Raw genomic sequence first — 19629 nt, 5'->3', positions numbered from 1 at the left:
AGATGTCGGGTCAGCCCATCCAGCCCGCGTGCTTGAACATGCGGCGGAGCTCGAGCACCGTGGCCTCGGAGACCGGCACGCCGTCGGGGCGCCTGATCTCGAGGCGCTCGTTGTCGAGCCGCACCACGATCTTGCCGCCGCCGTGGCTCTCCTCCACCTCTGCCACCTCCTTCAGCATGGTCACGAGATCGTTCCAGCCGATCTTGTGCGTGGTGGCGTGATACTCGATCTGATCGAGGATCTGACGCGAGTCGGGTGTCAGGTTCTGGGGTGCGGCCATGGTGAGAGCCTTCCTGAAAGTGGTCTTTTCAACACCCTAGCCAAATCGGCGACCGCAGCGCCGAACCGCTAGAGTTCTGGGAGTAGACCTCTCGAAGAAGGAGCATTCGACGTGACGAGTGTTGTTGTGTACGAAGCCCCGCGCAAGGAGCTGCCGCGAGCGGCCAAGGGCGGCGTGTTCGTGCTCTTCTGGATCATCGCGATCGTGCTCTGGATCATCGCGCCCAACATCACCGACCCCCGCTGGGGGGCGTTCATCGTCGACACCGGGCTCGTCTTCGCCTCGGTCGGCTTCGCGGCCCCCGGCATCACCTGGACCAAGCCGTTCCGCAACACGCTGATCGCCGGCGCCATCGCCATCCTCCTGTTCCTCTGGGCCGACCTCAACGAGGTCACCGTAGTGGTCTACTTCCTGCGTATGGCGGTGCCCTTCGCGGCACTGCTCACCTCGGTCTACACGGCGGCCGGCAAGCTCAAGGTCTGGTACTAGGCACTCCCCCGTCCTCGTGGCGCGCCATTCGTGAGCGGTAGTCGCGGGGGCTCTCGCCCCGTTCCCGGCGAAACGCGGCGCTGAGCGCGAAAGGCGTGCCGTAGCCGGCGGCACTCGCGACCGCGCCAAGGGTCTGCCGTGTCTCACGCAGCAGGTCGGCGGCGAGTTTGAGGCGCCACTCGACGAGGTAGGCCATGGGCGGTCGGCCGACGAGGTCGGTGAACCGGCGAGCGAACGTCGCCCGCGAGACGCCGACGCGGGAGGCGAGTGCGCTGATGGTCCACGGGTGAGCGGGGTCGTCGTGCAGGAGGCGGAGCGCGGGTCCGACGACGGGGTCGTCCTGGGCGCGGAACCACCCAGAGTCGTGGGCCGGATCGGAGAACCAGGTGCGCACCGCCCCGATGAGCAGCAGGTCGAGCAGACGGTCGAGCACCGTCTCCTGGCCGGCGCGATCGCGGGCGATCTCGTCGGCGAGCAGCCGCACCAGCGGTTCGCTGCTCTCGTCGAGGGGCACCACCACGATGCTGGGAAGCAGACACAACAGGGTCTCGCTCACCTCGCCCTGCACCTGATAGGTGCCGGTGAGCATGAGCGTGGAGCCCTCTGGTTCGTTGCCCCAGGTGCGCACGCCGAGCTCCGTGAGGAACTTCCACTGAACTCCAGGTCGGTAGCTCGGATTCTGCTGTCGGTCGATCACCACGTCGATCTCACTGAGGGGGTCGTCGGCGACGGTGTAGCGGTGGCCCGGCCCGCGGAGGAGCACGACGTCGCCGGGTTCGACGAGCACCGGGTCACCGTCATCCGGAACGATCCATGCTCGTCCCTGGGTGAGGACGAGCACAGTGAGCGGCGCGTCGTCTTCGATTCGCATCGCCCAGGGGGCCGAGAGCACCGAGCGCAGGATGAACGCACCGGCTGCTCGGGACCGGTCGAGGAGGGCACTCATGCTGTCCATGGTGCCGACACTAGACGCTTGCGTATGTTATTGCGAGGTTCGGCCATTCTGCGTCTCGCAACGTACGGGTTCACTGGGTCTATGACAAACATCGAGTCGATCCCCCTCCATCCGCCCACGTCGACCACCACCCCCACCCTCGTGCTCGGCGGCACCGGAAAGACCGGTCGCCGCGTCGCCGAGCGCTTGCGTCGCACGGGCGTTCCGGTGCGTGCGCTCGGCCGCACCACCCCCATCCCGTTCGACTGGGCCGATCGCGGAACCTGGGATGCCGCGATCTCCGGCGCGAAACGCGTCTACCTCGCGTACTCCCCCGACCTCGCGGTGCCGGGTGCCGTCGAAGCGGTGAAGGAGATCACCGACCGTCTCGTTGCCACGGGTGTCGAGAGGATCGTGCTGCTGTCCGGCCGCGGTGAGCCCGAGGCCGCCGATGCGGAAGACGTCGTCATCTGTTCGGGCGTCGAATGGAGCGTCGTGCGGTGCTCCTGGTTCTTCCAGAACTTCACCGAAGGCTATTTGCGCGACCCTCTCGTCGAGGGCTCCCTCTTCCTTCCCGCCGGCTCCGTGTCCGAGCCCTTCGTCGACGCCGAGGACATAGCGGATGTCGCGGCTGCAGCCTTGGTCGACTCACGTCATTCCGGCGAACTGTACGAGCTCACCGGACCCGAGCTGCTCACCTTCCAGCAGATCGTGGAGACGGTCGGGACTCACACGGGCAGGTCGATCGAGTATGTGCCGATCCCGGCCGAGGACTATTCGCAGGCCGCACTGGCCGACGGCGTGCCCGCCGACGTGGTGACCCTGCTCGACTACCTGTTCCGGGTCGTGCTCGACGGTCGCAACGCGAGCCTCGCCGACGGGGTGCAGCGCGCGCTGGGTCGCGAACCCGGATCGTTCGACGCGTTCGCGCGCCGAAGCGCTGCCGCTGGTTCGTGGAACGCCGAGGAGCAGTCGTGAATGCGGCCACCCCGCGCGTGCAACCCACGAAGGTCTAGCCTCCACGGCTCCGGAGGCATAGTGTGCGTGGCATGACGAATCAGGATGATCAGCCGACGATCAATGATGTCGAGCTTCCCAAGTCAGGCGAAGCGACGTTCTGGCGCGAAGGAGTGCAGCACACCATCCGAGCCGATGGCACGGAAGACAGCGAGCCGAGCTACAGCCTGCACGCAGAGGAAGCCTTGATCGCCCACATCAGTCGCCGGGAAGGCAAATGGGTGGGTGACACCGTCGAGCCGTCACGGCAAGTGGCGTCGGACTCCGATTGGCGCCAAGTCGTCATCGACGTCACCGACTGACGCCATCGATCGGTGTGTCAGAGGTTCTGACCTCCGCGGTAGCGGGCCGCGGGGTGGGTATCGGGAAGACGCGCACCCGTGCCGTAGAGGTGCTCACGGAGGGTGCCGCCACCGGCGCTCTGGACGCCCGGTTCGTCGGCCGGACGCAGACGCCCACGACGGCGGAGCACCGGAGTCACCAGCTCCGCAAAATCGCGCACGGTCTCGAACGAGTGGTACTGGCGCAGATTGATGCCGTCGACGCCCACCTCGTCGAGCCAGCGCTCGATCTCGTCGGCCACGACCTCGGGTGTTCCCGCCACGAAGAACTGGTTCTTGTCCCACGCCTCATCGACCGCGGCGACGTAGCGGCCGACGGTGATGTTCAGCGGGAGCCCGCCGGCTTCGATCAGGTCGTGCCGGCCTTCTCGCTCGAGAGCCTCGCGCACCGTGATGTCGGCGGGGTGATCGAGCGGACGGAACGGAACACTCTGGTGCACGAACTTGCCCTCGGGGCTCTCGAACGCACGGTAGCGGGCGAGCTTCTCGGCGACCTCCTCCTCGGTGCGACCCGTGATGACGGTGGCCATCACCAGGAACCGCAGATCGTCGGCGGTCCGACCTCGTTCGACCGCGGCATCCCGGATCGTCTGGATGTTGCGTTGCAGCGAACCGGGCGGCCGATCGGCGGTGAACAGCACCTCCGCATGCTTTGCCGCGAATGCGATGCCCGCTGCAGAGGCACTGGCCTGGAACAACAACGGCACCCGTTGCGGCGACGGCTCCGACAGATGCGGCCCGGCCACCTTGAAGTGTTGGCCCACGTGATCGATCGGGCGCACCTTCGCCGGGTCGGTGTAGACCCCGCCTTCTCGGTCGACGAGCACGGCGTCGTCGTCCCAGGAGCCCTCCCAGAGCTTGTAGACGACGTCCATGAACTCGTCGGCGATCTCGTAGCGGGTGTCGTGCGGAATCTGCTCGTCGAGGCCGAAGTTGCGCGCCGCGTTCGGCAGGTAAGAGGTGACGATGTTCCAGCCGACCCGCCCCTTGGTGAGGTGGTCGAGGGTGCTCATCCGGCGGGCGAAGGCGAACGGTGGCTCGTAGCTGGTCGAGAACGTCACGCCGAAGCCGAGCCGCGTGGTGACCGCTGCCATCACCGGGATGACGAGCAGCGGGTCGTTGTTCGGAATCTGCAGCCCCTCGCGCACGGCCGGTTCAAGACTGTCGCGATAAACGTCGTAGGCGCCGACGACGTCGGCCAGGAAGATCGCGTCGAACCCGCCGGCTTCGGCGATCGTCGCGAGTTCCTGCCAATAGGCCAGGTCGGTGTAGCGCTCGCGGTTGTTGCCTTCGAGGCGCCACAGGCCGTGGGTGATGTGCCCGGGCGTGTTCATCTCGAACACGTTCACGATGAGCGGCTTCGGCCGATCGGTCGCTGTCTGGTCTGCCATCCTGGCCCTTCGCTTCGAGGTGCTTCCAGTCTGGGCGCACGCGCGGGAGGGGTTCGACGCCCGCGTCACGCGGCGCAACATGTTGCCAGTTCACTTGTCCACAGCGCGCGCCGGGTTCTCCCGCGACGTGCCCCCGCTGCCCCGACGAATCCCGCCGACGAACGAGGAGAGCACCATGACCGTCACTGAAGAACGCACCGCCATCCGCCTCGCCTTCCGGTCGCTGCGATGAGCGGGGTCTTCCGCTCGATCGCCCACCGCCTCTCGGGCGACGAACGTGCACTCCCCGACGAGGGGCGCCTCCCGGGGTTCGACCGGGCCACAGCGTGGATCAACTCGGAGCCGCTGGCACCGGCCGATCTCCGTGGCCGCGTCGTTCTCGTCGACTTCTGGACCTACACCTGCGTCAACTGGCTGCGCACGCTCCCTTACCTGAGGGCGTGGCACGCCAAGTACGCCGCCGCCGGGCTCACCGTCGTGGGCGTGCACACTCCGGAGTTCGGGTTCGAGGGCGATCTCGGCAACGTCACCGAACATGCCCGGCGGCTCGGCGTGGAGTTCCCGATCGTGGTCGACACCGGGTACGGCGTCTGGGGGGACTTCGCGAACCACTACTGGCCGGCGGTCTACCTCGCCGATGCGGAAGGGCGCATCCGGTTCCACCATTTCGGCGAAGGCGAATACGCCATGACCGAGATGGCCATCCAGCAGCTGCTCGTCGATGCCGGGGCCACGGAGGTCGACCTTGGCCTCGTCGCGCCCGAAACGACGGGGCTCGAGGTGGCAGCCGACTGGGCAACACTCCGCTCCCCCGAAACCTATCTCGGCTACGGGCAGAGCAGCGGTTTCGTGTCGGAGAACTCCTCGCTCTACGACCGGGCCCACGTCTACACCGGCAGCGACCGGCTGCCGCAGAACTCCTGGGACCTGACCGGCGATTGGACCCTCACCCGGCACGCGTCGGTGCTCAACGAGGCCGGCGGCCGGATCGCGTTCGCCTTCCACGCCCGCGACGTGAACCTGGTTATGGCTCCGAGCGCGGCGAGGCCGGCCATACCGTTCCGGGTGTATCTCGACGGCCAGCCGGTCGATACCGCTCAGGGCAGCGACGTCGACGGCGCGGGCCGCGGGGTGCTCGACAGTCCGAACACCTACCAGCTCGTGCGCCAGCACGGCGCGATCGCCGATCGGGTGTTCGAGATCGAGTTCCTCGAGCGCGGCGCCGAAGGGTACTGCTTCACGTTCGGCTGAGCGCGAGCGCGCCGACTCCAGCCGGGATATGACGGCTGGAGTCGGCGCCTCTCGGTGACTACTCGCCGATGCTCTCGGCGGCTGCGAGGATGGCGGCGACAGCGGCATCCGGATGCGACACCATCGACACGTGCGACGCAGAGACCTCGGAGATGGTCGCGCCGGCCCTCTCGGCCATCGACCGCTGGACGGCCGGCGGGATGACGAGGTCTTCGGTGCCGACGACGGCCCACACCGGGCGGCCCTTCCACGACGGCGGCCCCGACGGCGTCGTGTTGGCACTCAACGAGATGGGCCGCTGGGTGGCGGCGATCAGCCAGCGATCGGCTTCGGGAAGGTCTTGGGCGAACGCCGTGTGAACGGTCTCGGGCTTCAGGAACGCCTCGAGATCTCCCTCCGGTGCCCCGGGGTAGGTGCCCAGATCGAGCACCGTCGTCGGGTCGGGCACCGCGAGGGCCGAACCCGAACCACCGAGGATCTGGAACACGAACTCGCCTTCGTCGGGGATGAACGCGTCGACGTAGACGAGGGCCTTGACGTTCTCACCGAACTGGGCGTTGGTGATCACGAATCCACCGTAGGAGTGGCCGCCGACGATGACGGGGCCGGTGGTGTGCTGCGCCACGAACGAGGCCACCGTTGCGGCATCGTTGACGACTCCGTGCAAGAGGTTCGGTGGAACGAGAACGGTGAACCCCTGGCTCTGCAGTTCGGTCGTGACGGCGTTCCAACTGGACCCGTCGGCCCAGGCTCCGTGCACCAAGACGATCGTGGGTTTGGACATTGTTACCTCTCCTGGAGCGCATCGGGGGTGGGTTTTGGCTGAGAGACTACTCCGGGCGCCGGGGCCGTGGCTATCCGTCGTTACGGTCGACGCGCCCCTCCGCGATGTAGGCGAGGCGCCGCAGCGTTTCGATGTTCCGCAAGTGCAGTGGCACGTCGAGGAGCGGGCCGGGCACGAGTGCCCCCGGCCCGGCCACGGCGCGCTCGTCGATGCGCACGACGCAGCCGTCGCCGCGCGGCTTCACCTGGAGGGTGACCTTCGCCTCACCGATCGGCCAGCCGGCCGGTTTGATCACCATGCGGCGGGGCGGATCCCATTCGAGCACGGTAGTGGAGTCGTCGATGAGCGCGGGCCAGACCCCGAAGGAATGGTGCAGCTCGCTCCCCTCGGCCGGCCAGGCCTCATCGACGGCGCGCATGCGGGAGGCTCCGACGACCCACACGGGGAACAGCCAGCCGTCGGCGAGAACCTCGAAGACCTGCTCGGGAGAACAGCGGAAGAGGCGGTGGTTGGTCGACATGGCTGGTCCGATCTAGGTGGGAGTGGGAGAAAGAGAGGGAGGGGTGGTGATGCCGAACTCCGCCGCCAGAGCTCGCCGGGCGGCGTACCAGCCACCCAATCCGTGCACGCCCGGCCCGGGCGGAGTGGACGACGAGCAGAGGTAGACCCCGCGGGCGGGAGTGGCCCAGGGGTTCAGCGAGAGCACAGGCCGAGCCGCCAGCTGCCACAGGCTCGCGCTGCCGGCAGCGATGTCGCCGCCGATGTAATTCGGGTCGTCGTTCTCGAGGTCGACGGCGGTGCGTGAACTCGACGCGAGCACGCGATCGCGGAACCCCGGTGCGAAGCGCTCGATCTGGCGCGTGATCGCCTCGGTCTGATCGACATCGGAGTACCGCGGCACGTGCGTGTAGGCCCAGAGCACGTGCGAACCTTCTGGAGCACGGGTCGCGTCGAAAAGCGACGGCTGCGCCACCAGCACGTACGGATCGGGGGCGTGCCGGCCCGCCGCCACCGCTGCTTCGGAGGCAGCGATCGCCGCGCGCGTTCCCCCGACGTGCACGGTGCCGGCCTGGCGCAGCAGTTCGTTGGTCCACGGCACTGGGCCGCTCAGGGCGAAGTCGACCTTCGCAGCCGCGTTGCCGTAGCGGAACCGTGCCAGCGCCGCACGATATCGAGCGGGAAGGCGATCTCCGGCGAGCGAGCTCAGGGCCTTCGGCGAGACGTCGAGGAGCACCGCCCGGGCGGGACGCACCTGGTCGAGATCGGTGATCGGCGCATCCGTCTCGATCGCACCATCGTGGGCCAGGAGGTCGGCGACCAGTGCGTCGATGATGGATTGGCTGCCGCCGATCGGCACGGGCCAGCCGCGGCCGTGCGCGTACGCACCCAAGGACAGCCCTGCGCCCGCGGTCGACAGGCTCGGCAGCGGTCGGATGCTGTGGGCGGCGACCCCGGTGAGCATGGCCGGCGCCTCGTCGCCCCGGAAGCGCACGTTCCAGAACGGCGAACCCTGCTCCAGCGAGCGGAGCCCGAACCGGGCGGCGGTGATCGGATGCGCGGGGAGGCGCACGAGCGGCGACCCCGCGAACTGCGCGACCTGGTCGACGTCGCGCACGAGCGGCTCCATGAGGCTCCGCCAGGCCGCGCCGTCGGCGCCGAGGGCGCTCGCGGTGCGATCGAGGTCGCGGAACGCGATTCCCGCGCGCCCGTCGTCGAGCGGATGTCCGTAGGAGATCTCCGGCACCACGAAGCCGATCCGCTGGTCGAGCCCGAATTGCCGGAAGAACCCGGAGGCGAGGGCCATCGGATGAACGGCCGAGCACACGTCATGTCGGAAGCCCGGCAGGGTCAGCTCTTCGGTGCGTGATCCGCCGCCGATCGTGGAATTGCGTTCGTACACCCGCACCGAGAGGCCGGCGCGGGCCATCGTGACGGCGGCCGCGAGACCGTTCGGGCCTGCTCCGACGACCGCGACATCCACAGCTTCTGCCTCCCTGCTCCGCACCCACGCCCGGTCGTCGTCAAGTTACGCCGGATCGGCAGCATCCGCTCGCTTTCGTCTTCGGGTCGACCAGCCTTCCGGACTGGCACCGCGTTCCGCGAACGAGACTCGCTTCAGCCCACCTCCACGAGAACGCGGGGCAACTCGGCGAGCAGTTCGCTCGCCAGGAAGCCGAGGGGGCCCACCGACACGGCGAGCCGGTCGCCCGCGGCCGCGTGGGCGTGCGTTGCCCAGACCGCCGCCTGCTCGGGCGCGGCACCGCGGGCGCAGAGCCCGGCGATCGCGCCCGCGAGAACGTCGCCGCTGCCCGAGGTACCGAGTCCGCCGTGGCCTGTGCCGATCCGCCACAGGCGGCCGTCCGGATGCGCGACGCGGCCCTGACACGACACCACGGCGCGGTAGGCCTCGGCGAGGGTCTGCGCGATGTCGTCGGCATCCGGATCGTCTCGGCGGCCGTCACCGTGCCCGTAATTCCCGGAGTTCCCGTCGCCACCACCGTCGAGGGCGTCGAGCAGCCGGGAGGCCTCGCCGAGGTTCGGGGTGAGCACGAGACGCCCGGCGAAAGCACCCCGGGCGTGGGAGTCGGGCAGAACGCCGAGCGCGTAGGCGTCGAGCACCACGACGGTGCGGTCGTCGACGAGCTCGGGCAGCCGATCGATCAGCAGCCGCGCCTGGTCGGCGTCGTCGAGGCCCGGCCCGACGAGCACCGCATCGGCATCGGTCAGATCGTCGGCGGCATCGGCGATCGCCGTGCCGTCGATGTGACCGTCGGGCGTCTCACGCAGGGCGATGACCCCGCTCTCGGGCAACGCGACGCTCGCCGCGACGGCGACGCCCTCGGCGAGCGCGATGGTCAGGCGCCCCGCACCTACCCGCAGAGACGCCTCGGCGGCCAACAGTGCGGCGCCCGGTGATCGACGGTCGCCGCCCACCACCACGACCTGCCCCCGGTCGTATTTGGACTCGCCGGGGCCGGGCAGCCCCCAGCCACGCAGCAGGGCGGGAGTGATCACCACCGCGTCCCCGCGTTCAGCGGTCGCGCGATCAGTGGACGCTGGCATCGTTGCCTCCTGTCTTCTCGATATCTCCAAGCTCGATGTCTCCTGGCTCGGTGTCTCCGGGGTGCTCGGTGGTCTCCACTCCGAGTCGATCGAGGTGACCGTGCTCGGCGAAAGCCACGCTCTGCCAGCGACCCTTGCCCGTCGGGCGCACGAGGCGGGTCACTGACGCATTGGTCACGACGTGGGTGAGGGTGAAGTCGATCAGCTCCTCCTCGCTCAGTTCGTCACAGACGTAGAGGAAGAGCATGACCACGGCGTCGTGGGCGACCACCAGAACGGTGCGGGAGTCGTCATCCGCGTCGATGTCCTGCAGGAACGACCTCACCCGCAGCGCCACGTCGGCCCACGACTCGCCGCCGGGCGGTCGATAGTAGAGCTTGCCGAGCCAGCGCCGCCGCGCCGCCTCAGCCGGGAATCGGGCCTCGACTCCCGCCGCCGTGAGCAGATCGAGAACCCCGAGCTCCCGGTCGCGCAATCGCTCGTCGACTTGCGCACGCATCGAGAGCCCCGCCTCGGCCAGGGCCAGCTCGATCGTCTGGCGCGCTCGCAGATACGACGAGCTCCAGACCGCCGAGGGGACTCCGTAGTGGGAGTGATCGGCGATCCAGCGGCCGAGCGCCACCGCCTGCTTCTCGCCGGTGGGCGAGAGCGGCACATCGGCGTCGCGCCACCCCACGTCGATCGTCTCCTCGCCCGCTTCCTGCGCCGCCGACGCGATGACGTTCGCGACGCTCTCGCCGTGCCGCACCAACCAGATCTCCGTGGCTCCCATACGCCCACCGTATGCCGGTCATTCCGTCGTGCCACCTCCGAATCCGGCCTGCATCCCGCGGGAACCGGCCTGCGCTCCGTGTTGCATACGACAGCCCGAGAATCTACCCCCTAACGCGATTCGTCTACCGGACGCACGGTGGGGCCATCCGCTCAACGAAAGGGATGACCATGACGGACAACTACCCCACCGAACCTCCCTCCGGATTCGGCGCATCCTCCCGCGACGACCTTGCCGGCGGCACCTCCGGTGGCACCTCCGCTGGAAGCACCGGCGGCAGCACCGGCGGCGCGCACGAGAAGATGGACACCGCCAAGGAGCAGGCAGCCGACGTGAAAGACACCGTGAAGACCGAAGCGGGCAACGTCGCAGGCACCGCGAAGGATGAAGCCGCGAACGTGGCGAGCGAGGCCAAGACACAGGCGAAAGATCTGCTGCGCCAGACCCAGCAGGAGCTCAAAGAGCAGGCCGCCACGCAGCAGGAACGCGTCGCATCCGGCCTCCACTCGGTCAGCGCCGAACTCAACGACATGGCGTCGACTTCTGAGAACCCCGGCGTCGCATCCGACGTCGTGCGTCAGGTCGCCCAGCGCGCCGACGGCGCAGCCGCCTGGCTCGAGGGCCGCGACCCCGGTTCGCTCCTGACCGAACTGAAATCGTTCGCGCGCCGCCGACCCGGAGTCTTCATCGCCGGAGCTGCTGTGGCGGGCGTTCTCGCCGGCCGACTCACCCGAGCCCTTGCCAGCGAGGCGAAGGACGACTCCACCGCCGCCGCTGCCGGTTCTCCGGATGTCGCTGCGGCGCCCTCGGCGACCAGCTCGGCGCCCGCTGCCGCACCCGCACCGGTTCCCGCATCCGTCGCCTCTGCGCCGACGCCCACCGGCTCGCCGACGCCCACCAGCTCCGAGACCCCGCTCTACGCGGAGCGGGTCACGAGCTACGGCACCGACCCGGTCGCCGACGAGCACGACGTCGACGACCTCGGCATCGGGCTCGGCGGATCGCGAGGAGGGCAGGGGCTGTGACCGACTCCGCCACACCCTCCGAACAGAAGGCAGCCTCCACCTCCCTCGGAGACCTGCTCGGCGAGGTGACGAAGGACATCTCGACGCTGATGCGTCAGGAGGTCGAACTCGCCAAGGCCGAACTCAAGCAGTCGGCGAGCCGGGCCGGAAAGGGCGCCGGTCTCTACGGCGGAGCGGGCTACGGCGCCATGATGGCGATCCTGTTCCTCTCGATCGCCCTCTGGTGGGCCCTCGGCACCCTGATCGGCGGCGGTTGGTCGGGCGTGATCGTCGCCGTGATCTGGGCCGTCATCGCGCTGATCCTGTTCCTCGTCGGCCGCAACCAGATGAAGACGGTCAAGGGAGCCCCCCAGACCGTCGAGACCTTGAAGAACATCCCCGCAACGCTGAAAAGGAATGAGGAGAACCGATGACTGACTCACCGGATGCCATCCGTGCCGACATCGAGAACACCCGCCGCGAGCTCGGCAGCGACGTCGACGCTTTGGCCGACAAGGTCACTCCGTCGAAGATCGTGCACCGCCAGACCGACAAGGTGAAAGAAGCCGTCGGCGGCGTGAAAGAGCGCATCATGGGTGCGGCCGACGACGCCCGCGATTCGGCGAGCTCGGCTGCCGGCTCGGCCGGGGAACTTCCGCACAAGGTGGTCGCGAAGGCCGAGGGCAACCCGCTGGCTGTGGGGCTGATCGCGTTCGGGGTCGGCCTTCTCGCCGCATCCCTCATTCCGGCCAGCTCGAAGGAGAAAGACCTCGCCTCATCGATCAAGGACTCGGCGCAGCCCCTCGTCGACGAGGTTCGGAGTGCGGCGAACGACGTCGCGGGCAACCTTCGCGAGCCGGCCATGGATGCCGCGGCGGCAGTGAAGGAGACCGCGACTGACGCCGCGGCAGCGGTGAAGGAGCAGGCGACCTCCTCAGCCGATGAGGTCAAGTCCGGGGCGCAGGACGCCCGCGACGCCGTGAGCGGTTCCTGACCCCGCGATGAGCACGGCCGATCGCACGCGGGCCGGGGTGTCGAAAGACGCCCCGGCCCGCATCCGGGAGTTGCCGAACAACGATGATCGCGGGTGAATTGACTCATGGACAGAATCCACTACGCGGGTGACTCCTTGCTCACGGGCACGGAGATCGCCCGGGCCCTTCTCGAGTACGCGAAAGCGCTGGCCAAGACGGAACAGTCGGCCACCGTCGACATCCCGGTGCGGCACGACGACGGCACGGTCGGGCGGGCGAACTTCCTGGTGGGGCCGGCCAGCCAACTCGTCTCCGAGTCGGAGGCCAGCCCTTTCGGTGAACTCGACGACCCGGCGCTGGTCGACGTGCTGACCAAGGAGACCCTGAAGCTGAAGCCGGCGCATCCGATGTCGTCGGACGGTGCACCGGATGCCGAGCTGAATCGGATGGACGATCTCTGATGTGGCCTTGCCAATGTCGCCCAACAGGCGGATGGTGGCAGGGAACGGAGGCAGTAGGACGACCATGGGAAAACTGACATACGACTCGACCCTCACGGTCGATTTCGACGATCGCACGCTGGCCCACCTCCAGCTCGTGATCGGAGCAAAACTCCGCCGCAGCGAGGCGTTCTTCTTCGGCTGGAAAGACGACCCGGCCAGCGGCGACGGGCGAACGACCATCTGGATCCACCCCGAGATCCCGATCGCCTTCAAGTTCTACGGGGGCCGCCAGCCCACCATCAACCGTGCCTGGGTCGATCAGCTGATGCTCACCGCGAACTCTCCTCAGGGACTCCAGATGGTTCCGGAGCCCGACGAACCGGCCGATCACGTGGCGGCGGTGTCGGAATGAAGCGCGTCAACGTGTTCTACGGCGGCCTGCCGTACTCGATCGGACATCGATCGGTCGAAGACGTGCAGGCCGAGATCGAAACCGGACTCGACGCCGGCGGCCGCACCTGGCTGACGGTGAACTACGGCGAGGGCCTCGCGCAGCAGACGAAGCTGCTCATCACCCCGGGTGTCGACATCGCGCTCGTGGGCATCGACGACCCGGATGCCGAGGGCGACGACGAGGCCGTCTCGCCGCCCGCCGTCTGACCGAGCGCCCCGGCCGCCGGGTTCACAGGCACTCGTAACCTCGGGCGGGAACTCTGGCGACATGCCCCAGAAGAAGAGCGAACGCGAAGCCATCGACGACGTGATCCGGCGGTTGAAGAAGAAGTACCCCGACGTGCCCGGCAAGGATCTCGAAAAGATCGTCGAGACCAACTACGCCGCGTTCCAGAACGCGAAGCTCCGCGACTACATCGCGGTGCTGGTCGAGCACGGCGCGAAGTCGGAGATCACGGCCCGTAAGCACAAGCGCCACTGAGCTGCTGCACGTCGCAGGTCGACAGCCTGAGCATCCACTGCACGCCGCCCCGAATCGGCCCCATCGCAGTACGGTCGGTCGCATGACTGACGACACGACCACCACCGCCGACACCGACCACGCGCGCGCCGAACTCGCAGACCTCATCAAAGACTTCCGCTTCGCCATGATCACCACGCTGGATGCGCAGGGCAAGCTCGTCGCCCATCCCCTCACGATCCAGGAGGCGGAGTTCGACGGCGATCTGTGGTTCCTGGTGTCGAAGACCTCCTCCCCGGCCACGAACCTCTACGCGAACGACCACGCGGGCGTGTCGCTCAGCTCCAACGACCACTGGGTGTCGCTCTCCGGCTCGGCGGCACTGGTCGACGACCGCTCGAAGGTGCGCGAGCTGTGGAACCCGGTGGTCGAAGCCTGGTTCACGAACGGGCCCGACGACCCGGATGTCGGTCTGCTGAAGTTCTCGGCCGACTCCGCGGAGTACTGGGACAGCCCCGGCGGGCGACTCGCATCCGTCGTGAGTTTCGTGAAGGCCAAGCTCACGGGCGAGAGCTTCGACGCCACGAACGAGAAGCTCGACCTCTGACCCACGGCGCGACTTCCGGTCGCGCGCGTCACAAAACTCTGCTCCGTTCTGTCTTAAGGGGTGACGGAAGGCAGAGAGATGAGCAGAGCGAGGAACGCGAGAGGCGGCCGATCGCTCAGCGACCGATTCGCCGTCCACCTGACCGACAGCACCGTGTTCGGCCACCGCATCGGCGACCTGCGAGCGTCGCTCCGACACCGGATGGTTCCGAACCACTGGTCGAGCCTGTTCGGCGTGGTCGCCGTCGCCAGCCTCGTGGTGATCATGGTGACCGGCCTCATCCTCATGTTCTTCTACGTACCCTCGAGCGAGCCCGTCTCCAGCACGACTCTCTACCCGCCGCTCGCCGGTGCCGAGACGTCGAAGGCCTTCGCCTCGACGCTCGAGCTCTCGCTCGAGGTGCAGGGCGGGCTGCTGCTGCGGCAGGCCCATCACTGGGCGGCCCTGATCCTGCCGGCGGCGCTGATCCTGCAGCTTCTGGCAACATTCTTCACGGGCGGGTTCCGACGGCCCCGTCGCGGCCAATGGGTGCTTCTCTTCCTCATCCTCATCGTCAGCCTCGTCGGTGGGTGGAGCGGCTACGCGCTGCCCGACGACATGCTCTCGGGCACCGGGCTCCGCATCGTCGAGGGCATCGTGCTCGGCATCCCGGTGATCGGCACCTGGGCATCCGGGCTGCTCTTCGGCGGCGAGTTCCCGGGCGAGATCATCGAGCACCTCTACCCCGTTCATGTCGCCGTGGTGCCGGTGCTGCTGATCCTGCTGATCGGACTGCGCGCGTTCGCGGCGTGGGTGCAGAAGCCGGCGCAGTTCCCCGGGCAAGGGCGCACCGAGCAGAACGTGGTGGGCGTGCCCCTGCCGAACGCCGGCGTGCGCGCGGTGGGCCTGGGGGCGTTGGTGAGCGGGGTCATCCTGCTCATCTCCGCCACGGTCACCATCAACCCGATCTGGGCCTACGGCCCTTCGTCGCCCGGCGACGCCTCGGCCGGCAGCCAGCCCGACTGGTACACCGGGTTCCTCGACGGAGCGCTGCGACTCGTACCTCCGGGGTGGGAGTTCGAGTGGCTGGGGCGCACCTGGACGCTCGCCGTGCTCATCCCGCTCGCCGTGGTCTCGGTCTTCCTCGTCGCCGTGGTGCTCTACCCGTTCTTCGAGGAATGGATCACCCGAGACCACCGCGACCATCACCTGCTCGACCGGCCACGCAGCCGGCCCACCCGCACCGGCGTGGGAGTCGCCGGAATCGTGTTCTACGGCACGCTCTGGGCCGCGGGCAGCGCCGATGTCATCGCCACGCAGTTCCAGGTCACGTTCGAGGGCGTCATCCTCTTCTTCCAGATCACCCTGCTGGTGGGCCCTCTGGTCGCCTTCTGGATCACCCGACGCGCCTGCATCGGATTGCAGCGGCGTGATCAGGACATCCTGGAGCACGGCTTCGAGACCGGGCGGATCGTGCGATTGCCCGGCGGCGAATACGTCGAGGTGCACGAACCGGTCGAGGGCGCCGACCGAGCCCGGCTGCTCGCTCTCACTGGAGGGCAGCGCTGAATCCGCGTAGCGTCGACGCATGACGAATCTCATCGAGAAATTGGCGGAATCCGTGCCCTCCTGGGGTGCCACGATGGCCTATGGCGAGAAGACGACGGTGGGTGGGCAGGAACTCGTTCCCGCCGCCCTCGTCATCTTCGGCTTCGGAGCGGGCGAGGGCTCCGGCGAGTCGCCCGAGGGCGGGCCGACCCCGGCGGGCACCGGCGAAGGCCGGGGCGGCGGCGGGGGCGGCTACGCGCTGCCGGTCGGCGCCTACGTCGGAGGACCGGACGGGCTGACGTTCCGGCCGAACCCGATCGCTCTGATGGTGGTGGCGGTTCCGCTGGTGGCAGCCGCCGGCCTCGCCCTGGCGCGCATCGTGCGTGCAGCCACGGGCGCCCGCGACGTCGGCTGATCCGCACGTCCTGCCCCAGCCGTGTCACCTTCAGGTCATCCGGTTGGGATGACGACATCCGTGCGCCGCTCCCCCAGGATTCCCTTCAAGGCGACGCACCGGTTCGCCGCGGATGAAAGGACTACCCGACATGAATTTCTGGGACCTCATGGTCACGTTCTTCTGGACGTTCGCCTTCATCGCCTACCTCATGGTGCTGTTCAGCATCATCGGAGACATCTTCCGGGATCAGAAGCTCGGCGGCTTCGCCAAAGCGGTCTGGATCGTGTTCCTCGTCTTCGTGCCGTTTTTGACCGCGCTGGTCTACCTGATCGCCCGCGGTCGCGGGATGAACGAGCGTTCTGCCGCGAGCGCGCGCGCAGCGCGGGCGGACACGGATGCCTACATCCGCTCGGTTTCTGGATCGAGCCCCGCGAACGATGTCGCGCAGGCCAAGAGCCTTCTCGACTCGGGCGCGATCACGCAGGCCGAGTTCGAGGTGTTGAAGGCCAAGGCCCTCGGCACGACCGCTGCCTCGTCGGTGCCCCCGGTTCCGGCGACGCCCGCGGCGGTGTGACGCAGGGCGCTGTGACCCGCGCCGCCGCCGGCTGAGCTGCCCGACGCACTCAGATCCGGCGGCGGCGACCCGGGGTCACGGCAGCGCCCACGACGGCGGCTTTGGCCACCGGGGAGCGTCCTGGCGTGACGGCGGCGCCCACGACCGCCGCCTTCGCGACCGGCGCGCGACCGGGGCTCGCCACCGCAGCTCCGGCGACCGCGACACGGGCCACCGGGGCCCCGATGACTCCGACTCGTCCTGCTCGTCGTCCCAACATGTCACTGACCTGCCGTTTCGAGTTCGGCGTCGGCTTCGATCGACGCGATGATGGCTTGGATCGGGATGCGCCCGTTCGCGATGAGCTGACCGCCGGCCCGGCGAGCCGCGGCCGCGAATCCGGCGCTCCAGAGATTCTCGTAGACGAGCACGCCGGCGACACTGCCCGGTTCCATCGCGGCCGCGAGGTGGGCGACGTCGTCGGCGGCTAGGAGTTCGGCGAGTTCGGCCTCGATCGAGACGAGACCCCCGAGATCCCCGGCCTCGGACAGTTCGAGGGCTTCGACGGCTCCGTCGTCGTCCTTCGCGAGAATCAGGATGTCGACGACCCTGATCAGACCGGCATCGACCAGTCGCACCAGCTCGTCGGCCATCTCGCCGGTGAAGTTTGACTGGCCCGCGGGGAATTCGACGACGATGAAGTCGACGGGGCCCAGTTCATCCAACGCTGCATCTGTCATGGCACTCTTCTCTCGTTCGGTGCCACGACGGTACCTGCCGCTCCCCTCGGCAGTGTCACCCAGAGAATGTGATCTTGGTTCTCGCTTAGACGCGTTCTGCTTGCGACGGCTCCGCGAACGGAGGCGCGGGTTGCGCCGGCGGATTCCACGCCTTCACGATGGCCCAGGCCACGGCGGCGATGGGCACCGACAGCACGGCGCCGACGATCCCGCCGAGAATGGTGCCCGCGGTCAGGGCGACCAGGATGACGAGCGGATGCAGCTTCAGCGATCGCGCTTGCACCACAGGCTGCAGGAAATTGCCCTCGAGCTGATTCACGGCCACGACGATCGCCACCACGATGAGAGCGACGACCGGCCCGTTGGCCACCAGCGCGACGAGCGCGGCCAGGATGCCGGCGACGGTCGCACCGACGATCGGGATGAACGCCCCGATGAACACGATGACCGCCAGCGGCAGCGCGAGCGGCACCTGCAGGATGGCCAGGCCGATGCCGATGCCGGCCGCGTCGACGAACGCGATGATGGCCGTGCCCCGCACGTAGCCCCCGAGCGTGCGCACCGCGGTGGCGCCGATCCGGTGACCTCGTTCGAGTCGACGGCCGGTGAAGGGGCGGAGGAAGAACGCCCAGATGCGGTCGCCGTCTTTCAAGAAGAAGAACAGCACGACCACGGCGAGCAACGCACCGGTGATGACCTCGGCGGCGGCTGAGACGCCCGCGAGTGCGCCGGTGCCGAACTGGCTGCTGGTGAGGAAGCCGCTGATCGCCTCGCGCGCATCGTCGAGCTGCGCCGAGTCGATGGGCAGGGCGCCCGATTGCAGGAAGTCGCCGATGCGGTCGATGCCGTCGACCGCCGACTTCGACAACTCCTCCCACTGCCCACGCACGGCCATCACGATCAGGGTCACGATGCCGCCGAACACCACGATGCCGCCGATCAGGGTGATCCAGGTGGCCAGGATCGCCGAGAGACCCCGTCGGCGCATCCATCTGATCACCGGCGAGAGAGCGGCCGCGAGGATCAGAGCGATCAGCACCGGAATCACGACGAGCTTCAACTGCACCAGCCCGAACACGATCACGGCGGCGAGCGTGAGCCCGAGCAGGATCTGCGCGCTCCGGATGCCGACCTCCCCCAACCGGTCGGTGAGGAGCGCACGGAGGGTCGGCCGCGGCTCGGGCGGTTCGGGTGCCGCCGGCTGCTCGGTCAGCGGCGCGGAGTCGGGCTGCGGCGCCGACGGGACGGAGGCGGGCGAGGAATCATCGGTGCTCATCTCACCACCTTGCACCCGACGAGGGCCTGCAGCGAGGTCGGCCACGGCGTTCGCGCGAAGTCGGCATACTCGATCCATGACTGCCGATCGCATCGAGCGCGTCGATCCCTCCTCCGACGACGCCCGCGACATTCTGCGCCTTTACTACGGCGAATTGGTGGGGCGCTATCACGGGCGTGACGCCGAGCCGGTCGAGGTCGAACAGGCGATGGCCGATGAGCCGAGCGATGACCTGGTGGGCGAGACCGGCTTGTTCGTGATCGCGCGCGACGCGCACGGAGTCGCGATGGGATGCGGCGGGCTTCGCTTCGTCGACGCCCGCGTGGCCGAGCTCACCCGCGTCTTCGTCGCGCCCGCGGGCCGGGGCTCGGGCACCGGCTCGCTCGTCGTGAGCGAACTGGAGCACCTGGCGCGCCTTTCAGGCCGCCAGACGATACGACTCGACACCCGGCGCGACCTGGTGGAGGCTCGGCGACTCTATGCCCGGCTCGGCTATCAGGAGGTCCCGGCTTTCAACGACGACCCCTACGCGGAGCACTGGTTCTCGAAGTCGATCGTCGCTACCGGGTGAGCGGAGGTTCGCCACCGGGGCGTACGGCCGCGTCATCGCGGATCTCGATGCGGCGGGGCGATCCGTCGCCCTCCTCCACCACCTCGATGCGCGGGTCGGCGTCGGCTTTTCCCGACTTCGGAGCTGTCGTCAGCTGGTCGCGGCGCTTCTGGGCGTCGTCCATGTCGTTGCGGGCCACGATGGAACCTCTCTCGAAAACGACCCTGAGAGGGTCATCTTCCAGCCTGCTCCCGACACTGCGCGTTCGCCAGCGTGCAACCGTCGATTCCTGCGACGTCGGCGCCGATTCGACCCGTGACGTG

The 19629-nt window shown here is 68.4% G+C and carries 28 protein-coding genes; 16 read left to right on the top strand and 12 right to left on the bottom strand.

Annotated features, from left to right (window positions below):
• Positions 1-10: 10 nt before the first annotated feature.
• Entirely contained in the window at positions 11-280 is a 270-nt protein-coding gene (locus tag N1027_RS11410) for a hypothetical protein (RefSeq protein ID WP_259507822.1), read from the bottom strand.
• A 111-nt stretch (positions 281-391) separates the two neighbouring features.
• Here N1027_RS11410 and N1027_RS11405 point away from each other — a divergent pair, with 111 nt between their 5' ends.
• Entirely contained in the window at positions 392-769 is a 378-nt protein-coding gene (locus N1027_RS11405) for a hypothetical protein (protein WP_259507820.1), read from the top strand.
• Here N1027_RS11405 and N1027_RS11400 read toward each other — a convergent pair.
• Complete coding sequence (locus tag N1027_RS11400) at positions 753-1724, bottom strand: AraC family transcriptional regulator (protein WP_259507819.1); 972 nt, start codon at positions 1722-1724, stop codon at positions 753-755. The genes N1027_RS11405 and N1027_RS11400 overlap by 17 nt on opposite strands.
• 81 nt (positions 1725-1805) lie before the next feature.
• Here N1027_RS11400 and N1027_RS11395 point away from each other — a divergent pair, with 81 nt between their 5' ends.
• Entirely contained in the window at positions 1806-2681 is an 876-nt protein-coding gene (locus N1027_RS11395) for an NmrA family NAD(P)-binding protein (RefSeq protein ID WP_259507817.1), read from the top strand.
• A 71-nt stretch (positions 2682-2752) separates the two neighbouring features.
• On the top strand, positions 2753-3022 hold the full coding sequence (locus N1027_RS11390) for a hypothetical protein (RefSeq protein ID WP_259507815.1): 270 nt from the start codon (positions 2753-2755) through the stop codon (positions 3020-3022).
• A gap of 17 nt (positions 3023-3039) precedes the next feature.
• Here the strand turns inward: N1027_RS11390 and N1027_RS11385 are convergent, their stop codons facing one another.
• Positions 3040-4452, bottom strand: coding sequence for an NtaA/DmoA family FMN-dependent monooxygenase (locus N1027_RS11385; RefSeq protein ID WP_259507813.1), 1413 nt, complete (start codon positions 4450-4452; stop codon positions 3040-3042).
• Positions 4453-4680: 228 nt separating this feature from the next.
• On the opposite strand from N1027_RS11385, the gene N1027_RS11380 reads away from it, so the two are divergent.
• Positions 4681-5703 carry a redoxin domain-containing protein gene (locus N1027_RS11380; RefSeq protein WP_259507811.1) on the top strand — a complete coding sequence of 341 codons (1023 nt, stop codon included), beginning with the start codon at positions 4681-4683 and terminating at the stop codon, positions 5701-5703.
• A 58-nt stretch (positions 5704-5761) separates the two neighbouring features.
• On the opposite strand, the gene N1027_RS11375 is transcribed toward N1027_RS11380, so the two are convergent.
• From N1027_RS11375 to N1027_RS11355, 5 genes are all read right to left on the bottom strand, one after another.
• The gene (locus tag N1027_RS11375; RefSeq protein WP_259507809.1) at positions 5762-6487 is read right to left on the bottom strand and encodes an alpha/beta fold hydrolase; all 726 of its coding nucleotides are present in this window, start codon (positions 6485-6487) and stop codon (positions 5762-5764) included.
• Positions 6488-6557: 70 nt separating this feature from the next.
• Positions 6558-7007, bottom strand: coding sequence for an SRPBCC family protein (locus N1027_RS11370; RefSeq protein WP_259507807.1), 450 nt, complete (start codon positions 7005-7007; stop codon positions 6558-6560).
• 12 nt (positions 7008-7019) lie between these two features.
• Positions 7020-8468, bottom strand: coding sequence for a phytoene desaturase family protein (locus N1027_RS11365; RefSeq protein ID WP_259507805.1), 1449 nt, complete (start codon positions 8466-8468; stop codon positions 7020-7022).
• A 134-nt stretch (positions 8469-8602) separates the two neighbouring features.
• Positions 8603-9550, bottom strand: coding sequence for an NAD(P)H-hydrate dehydratase (locus N1027_RS11360; protein ID WP_259507803.1), 948 nt, complete (start codon positions 9548-9550; stop codon positions 8603-8605).
• Complete coding sequence (locus tag N1027_RS11355) at positions 9534-10322, bottom strand: histidine phosphatase family protein (RefSeq protein ID WP_259507801.1); 789 nt, start codon at positions 10320-10322, stop codon at positions 9534-9536. The genes N1027_RS11360 and N1027_RS11355 overlap by 17 nt, the downstream gene beginning before the upstream one ends.
• Before the next feature lie 170 nt (positions 10323-10492).
• On the opposite strand from N1027_RS11355, the gene N1027_RS11350 reads away from it, so the two are divergent.
• The 11 genes from N1027_RS11350 (at position 10493) to N1027_RS11300 (ending at position 16761) form a co-directional block, all read left to right on the top strand.
• Positions 10493-11347: a hypothetical protein gene (locus N1027_RS11350; protein WP_259507800.1), complete on the top strand. Its 855-nt coding sequence runs from the start codon at positions 10493-10495 to the stop codon at positions 11345-11347.
• On the top strand, positions 11344-11760 hold the full coding sequence (locus N1027_RS11345; RefSeq protein ID WP_259507798.1) for a phage holin family protein: 417 nt from the start codon (positions 11344-11346) through the stop codon (positions 11758-11760). Before N1027_RS11350 ends, N1027_RS11345 begins: the two co-directional genes overlap by 4 nt.
• Entirely contained in the window at positions 11757-12320 is a 564-nt protein-coding gene (locus N1027_RS11340) for a DUF3618 domain-containing protein (RefSeq protein ID WP_259507796.1), read from the top strand. Before N1027_RS11345 ends, N1027_RS11340 begins: the two co-directional genes overlap by 4 nt.
• Before the next feature lie 105 nt (positions 12321-12425).
• A complete protein-coding gene (locus N1027_RS11335) occupies positions 12426-12761 on the top strand; it encodes a hypothetical protein (protein WP_259507794.1) in 336 nt (111 codons plus the stop codon).
• Between the two features lie 64 nt (positions 12762-12825).
• Positions 12826-13155: a DUF7882 family protein gene (locus tag N1027_RS11330; protein ID WP_259507793.1), complete on the top strand. Its 330-nt coding sequence runs from the start codon at positions 12826-12828 to the stop codon at positions 13153-13155.
• Entirely contained in the window at positions 13152-13403 is a 252-nt protein-coding gene (locus N1027_RS11325; RefSeq protein WP_259507792.1) for a hypothetical protein, read from the top strand. The genes N1027_RS11330 and N1027_RS11325 overlap by 4 nt, the downstream gene beginning before the upstream one ends.
• A gap of 61 nt (positions 13404-13464) precedes the next feature.
• Positions 13465-13677: a three-helix bundle dimerization domain-containing protein gene (locus N1027_RS11320; protein WP_259507790.1), complete on the top strand. Its 213-nt coding sequence runs from the start codon at positions 13465-13467 to the stop codon at positions 13675-13677.
• 82 nt (positions 13678-13759) lie between these two features.
• Complete coding sequence (locus tag N1027_RS11315; RefSeq protein ID WP_259507789.1) at positions 13760-14263, top strand: pyridoxamine 5'-phosphate oxidase family protein; 504 nt, start codon at positions 13760-13762, stop codon at positions 14261-14263.
• A gap of 78 nt (positions 14264-14341) precedes the next feature.
• Positions 14342-15811 carry a cytochrome bc1 complex cytochrome b subunit gene (gene qcrB, locus N1027_RS11310; RefSeq protein ID WP_259507787.1) on the top strand — a complete coding sequence of 490 codons (1470 nt, stop codon included), beginning with the start codon at positions 14342-14344 and terminating at the stop codon, positions 15809-15811.
• A 19-nt stretch (positions 15812-15830) separates the two neighbouring features.
• Positions 15831-16205 (top strand): hypothetical protein, encoded by a 375-nt coding sequence (locus tag N1027_RS11305; RefSeq protein WP_259507785.1) that lies wholly within the window; start codon positions 15831-15833, stop codon positions 16203-16205.
• A gap of 130 nt (positions 16206-16335) precedes the next feature.
• Entirely contained in the window at positions 16336-16761 is a 426-nt protein-coding gene (locus N1027_RS11300; RefSeq protein ID WP_259507783.1) for an SHOCT domain-containing protein, read from the top strand.
• Positions 16762-16810: 49 nt separating this feature from the next.
• On the opposite strand, the gene N1027_RS11295 is transcribed toward N1027_RS11300, so the two are convergent.
• The 3 genes from N1027_RS11295 to N1027_RS11285 all read right to left on the bottom strand — a co-directional run bounded on the left by N1027_RS11295 (position 16811) and on the right by N1027_RS11285 (position 18756).
• Positions 16811-16975, bottom strand: a complete 165-nt coding sequence (locus N1027_RS11295) for a hypothetical protein (protein ID WP_259507781.1) — start codon at positions 16973-16975, stop codon at positions 16811-16813.
• Between the two features lie 46 nt (positions 16976-17021).
• Complete coding sequence (locus N1027_RS11290) at positions 17022-17480, bottom strand: DUF6325 family protein (RefSeq protein WP_259507779.1); 459 nt, start codon at positions 17478-17480, stop codon at positions 17022-17024.
• 85 nt (positions 17481-17565) lie between these two features.
• Positions 17566-18756 (bottom strand): AI-2E family transporter, encoded by a 1191-nt coding sequence (locus tag N1027_RS11285; protein WP_259507777.1) that lies wholly within the window; start codon positions 18754-18756, stop codon positions 17566-17568.
• A 76-nt stretch (positions 18757-18832) separates the two neighbouring features.
• On the opposite strand from N1027_RS11285, the gene N1027_RS11280 reads away from it, so the two are divergent.
• The gene (locus N1027_RS11280; RefSeq protein WP_259507775.1) at positions 18833-19327 is read left to right on the top strand and encodes a GNAT family N-acetyltransferase; all 495 of its coding nucleotides are present in this window, start codon (positions 18833-18835) and stop codon (positions 19325-19327) included.
• Here N1027_RS11280 and N1027_RS11275 read toward each other — a convergent pair.
• Positions 19317-19505 (bottom strand): hypothetical protein, encoded by a 189-nt coding sequence (locus tag N1027_RS11275; protein WP_259507773.1) that lies wholly within the window; start codon positions 19503-19505, stop codon positions 19317-19319. The genes N1027_RS11280 and N1027_RS11275 overlap by 11 nt on opposite strands.
• Between the last annotated feature and the right edge of the window lie 124 nt (positions 19506-19629).

The organism is Herbiconiux aconitum (assembly GCF_024979235.1).
In the GTDB taxonomy this organism is placed as follows: domain Bacteria; phylum Actinomycetota; class Actinomycetes; order Actinomycetales; family Microbacteriaceae; genus Herbiconiux; species Herbiconiux aconitum.
Note: the sequence above shows the minus strand (reverse complement) of the source record. Positions and strands in the feature narration are given on the sequence as shown.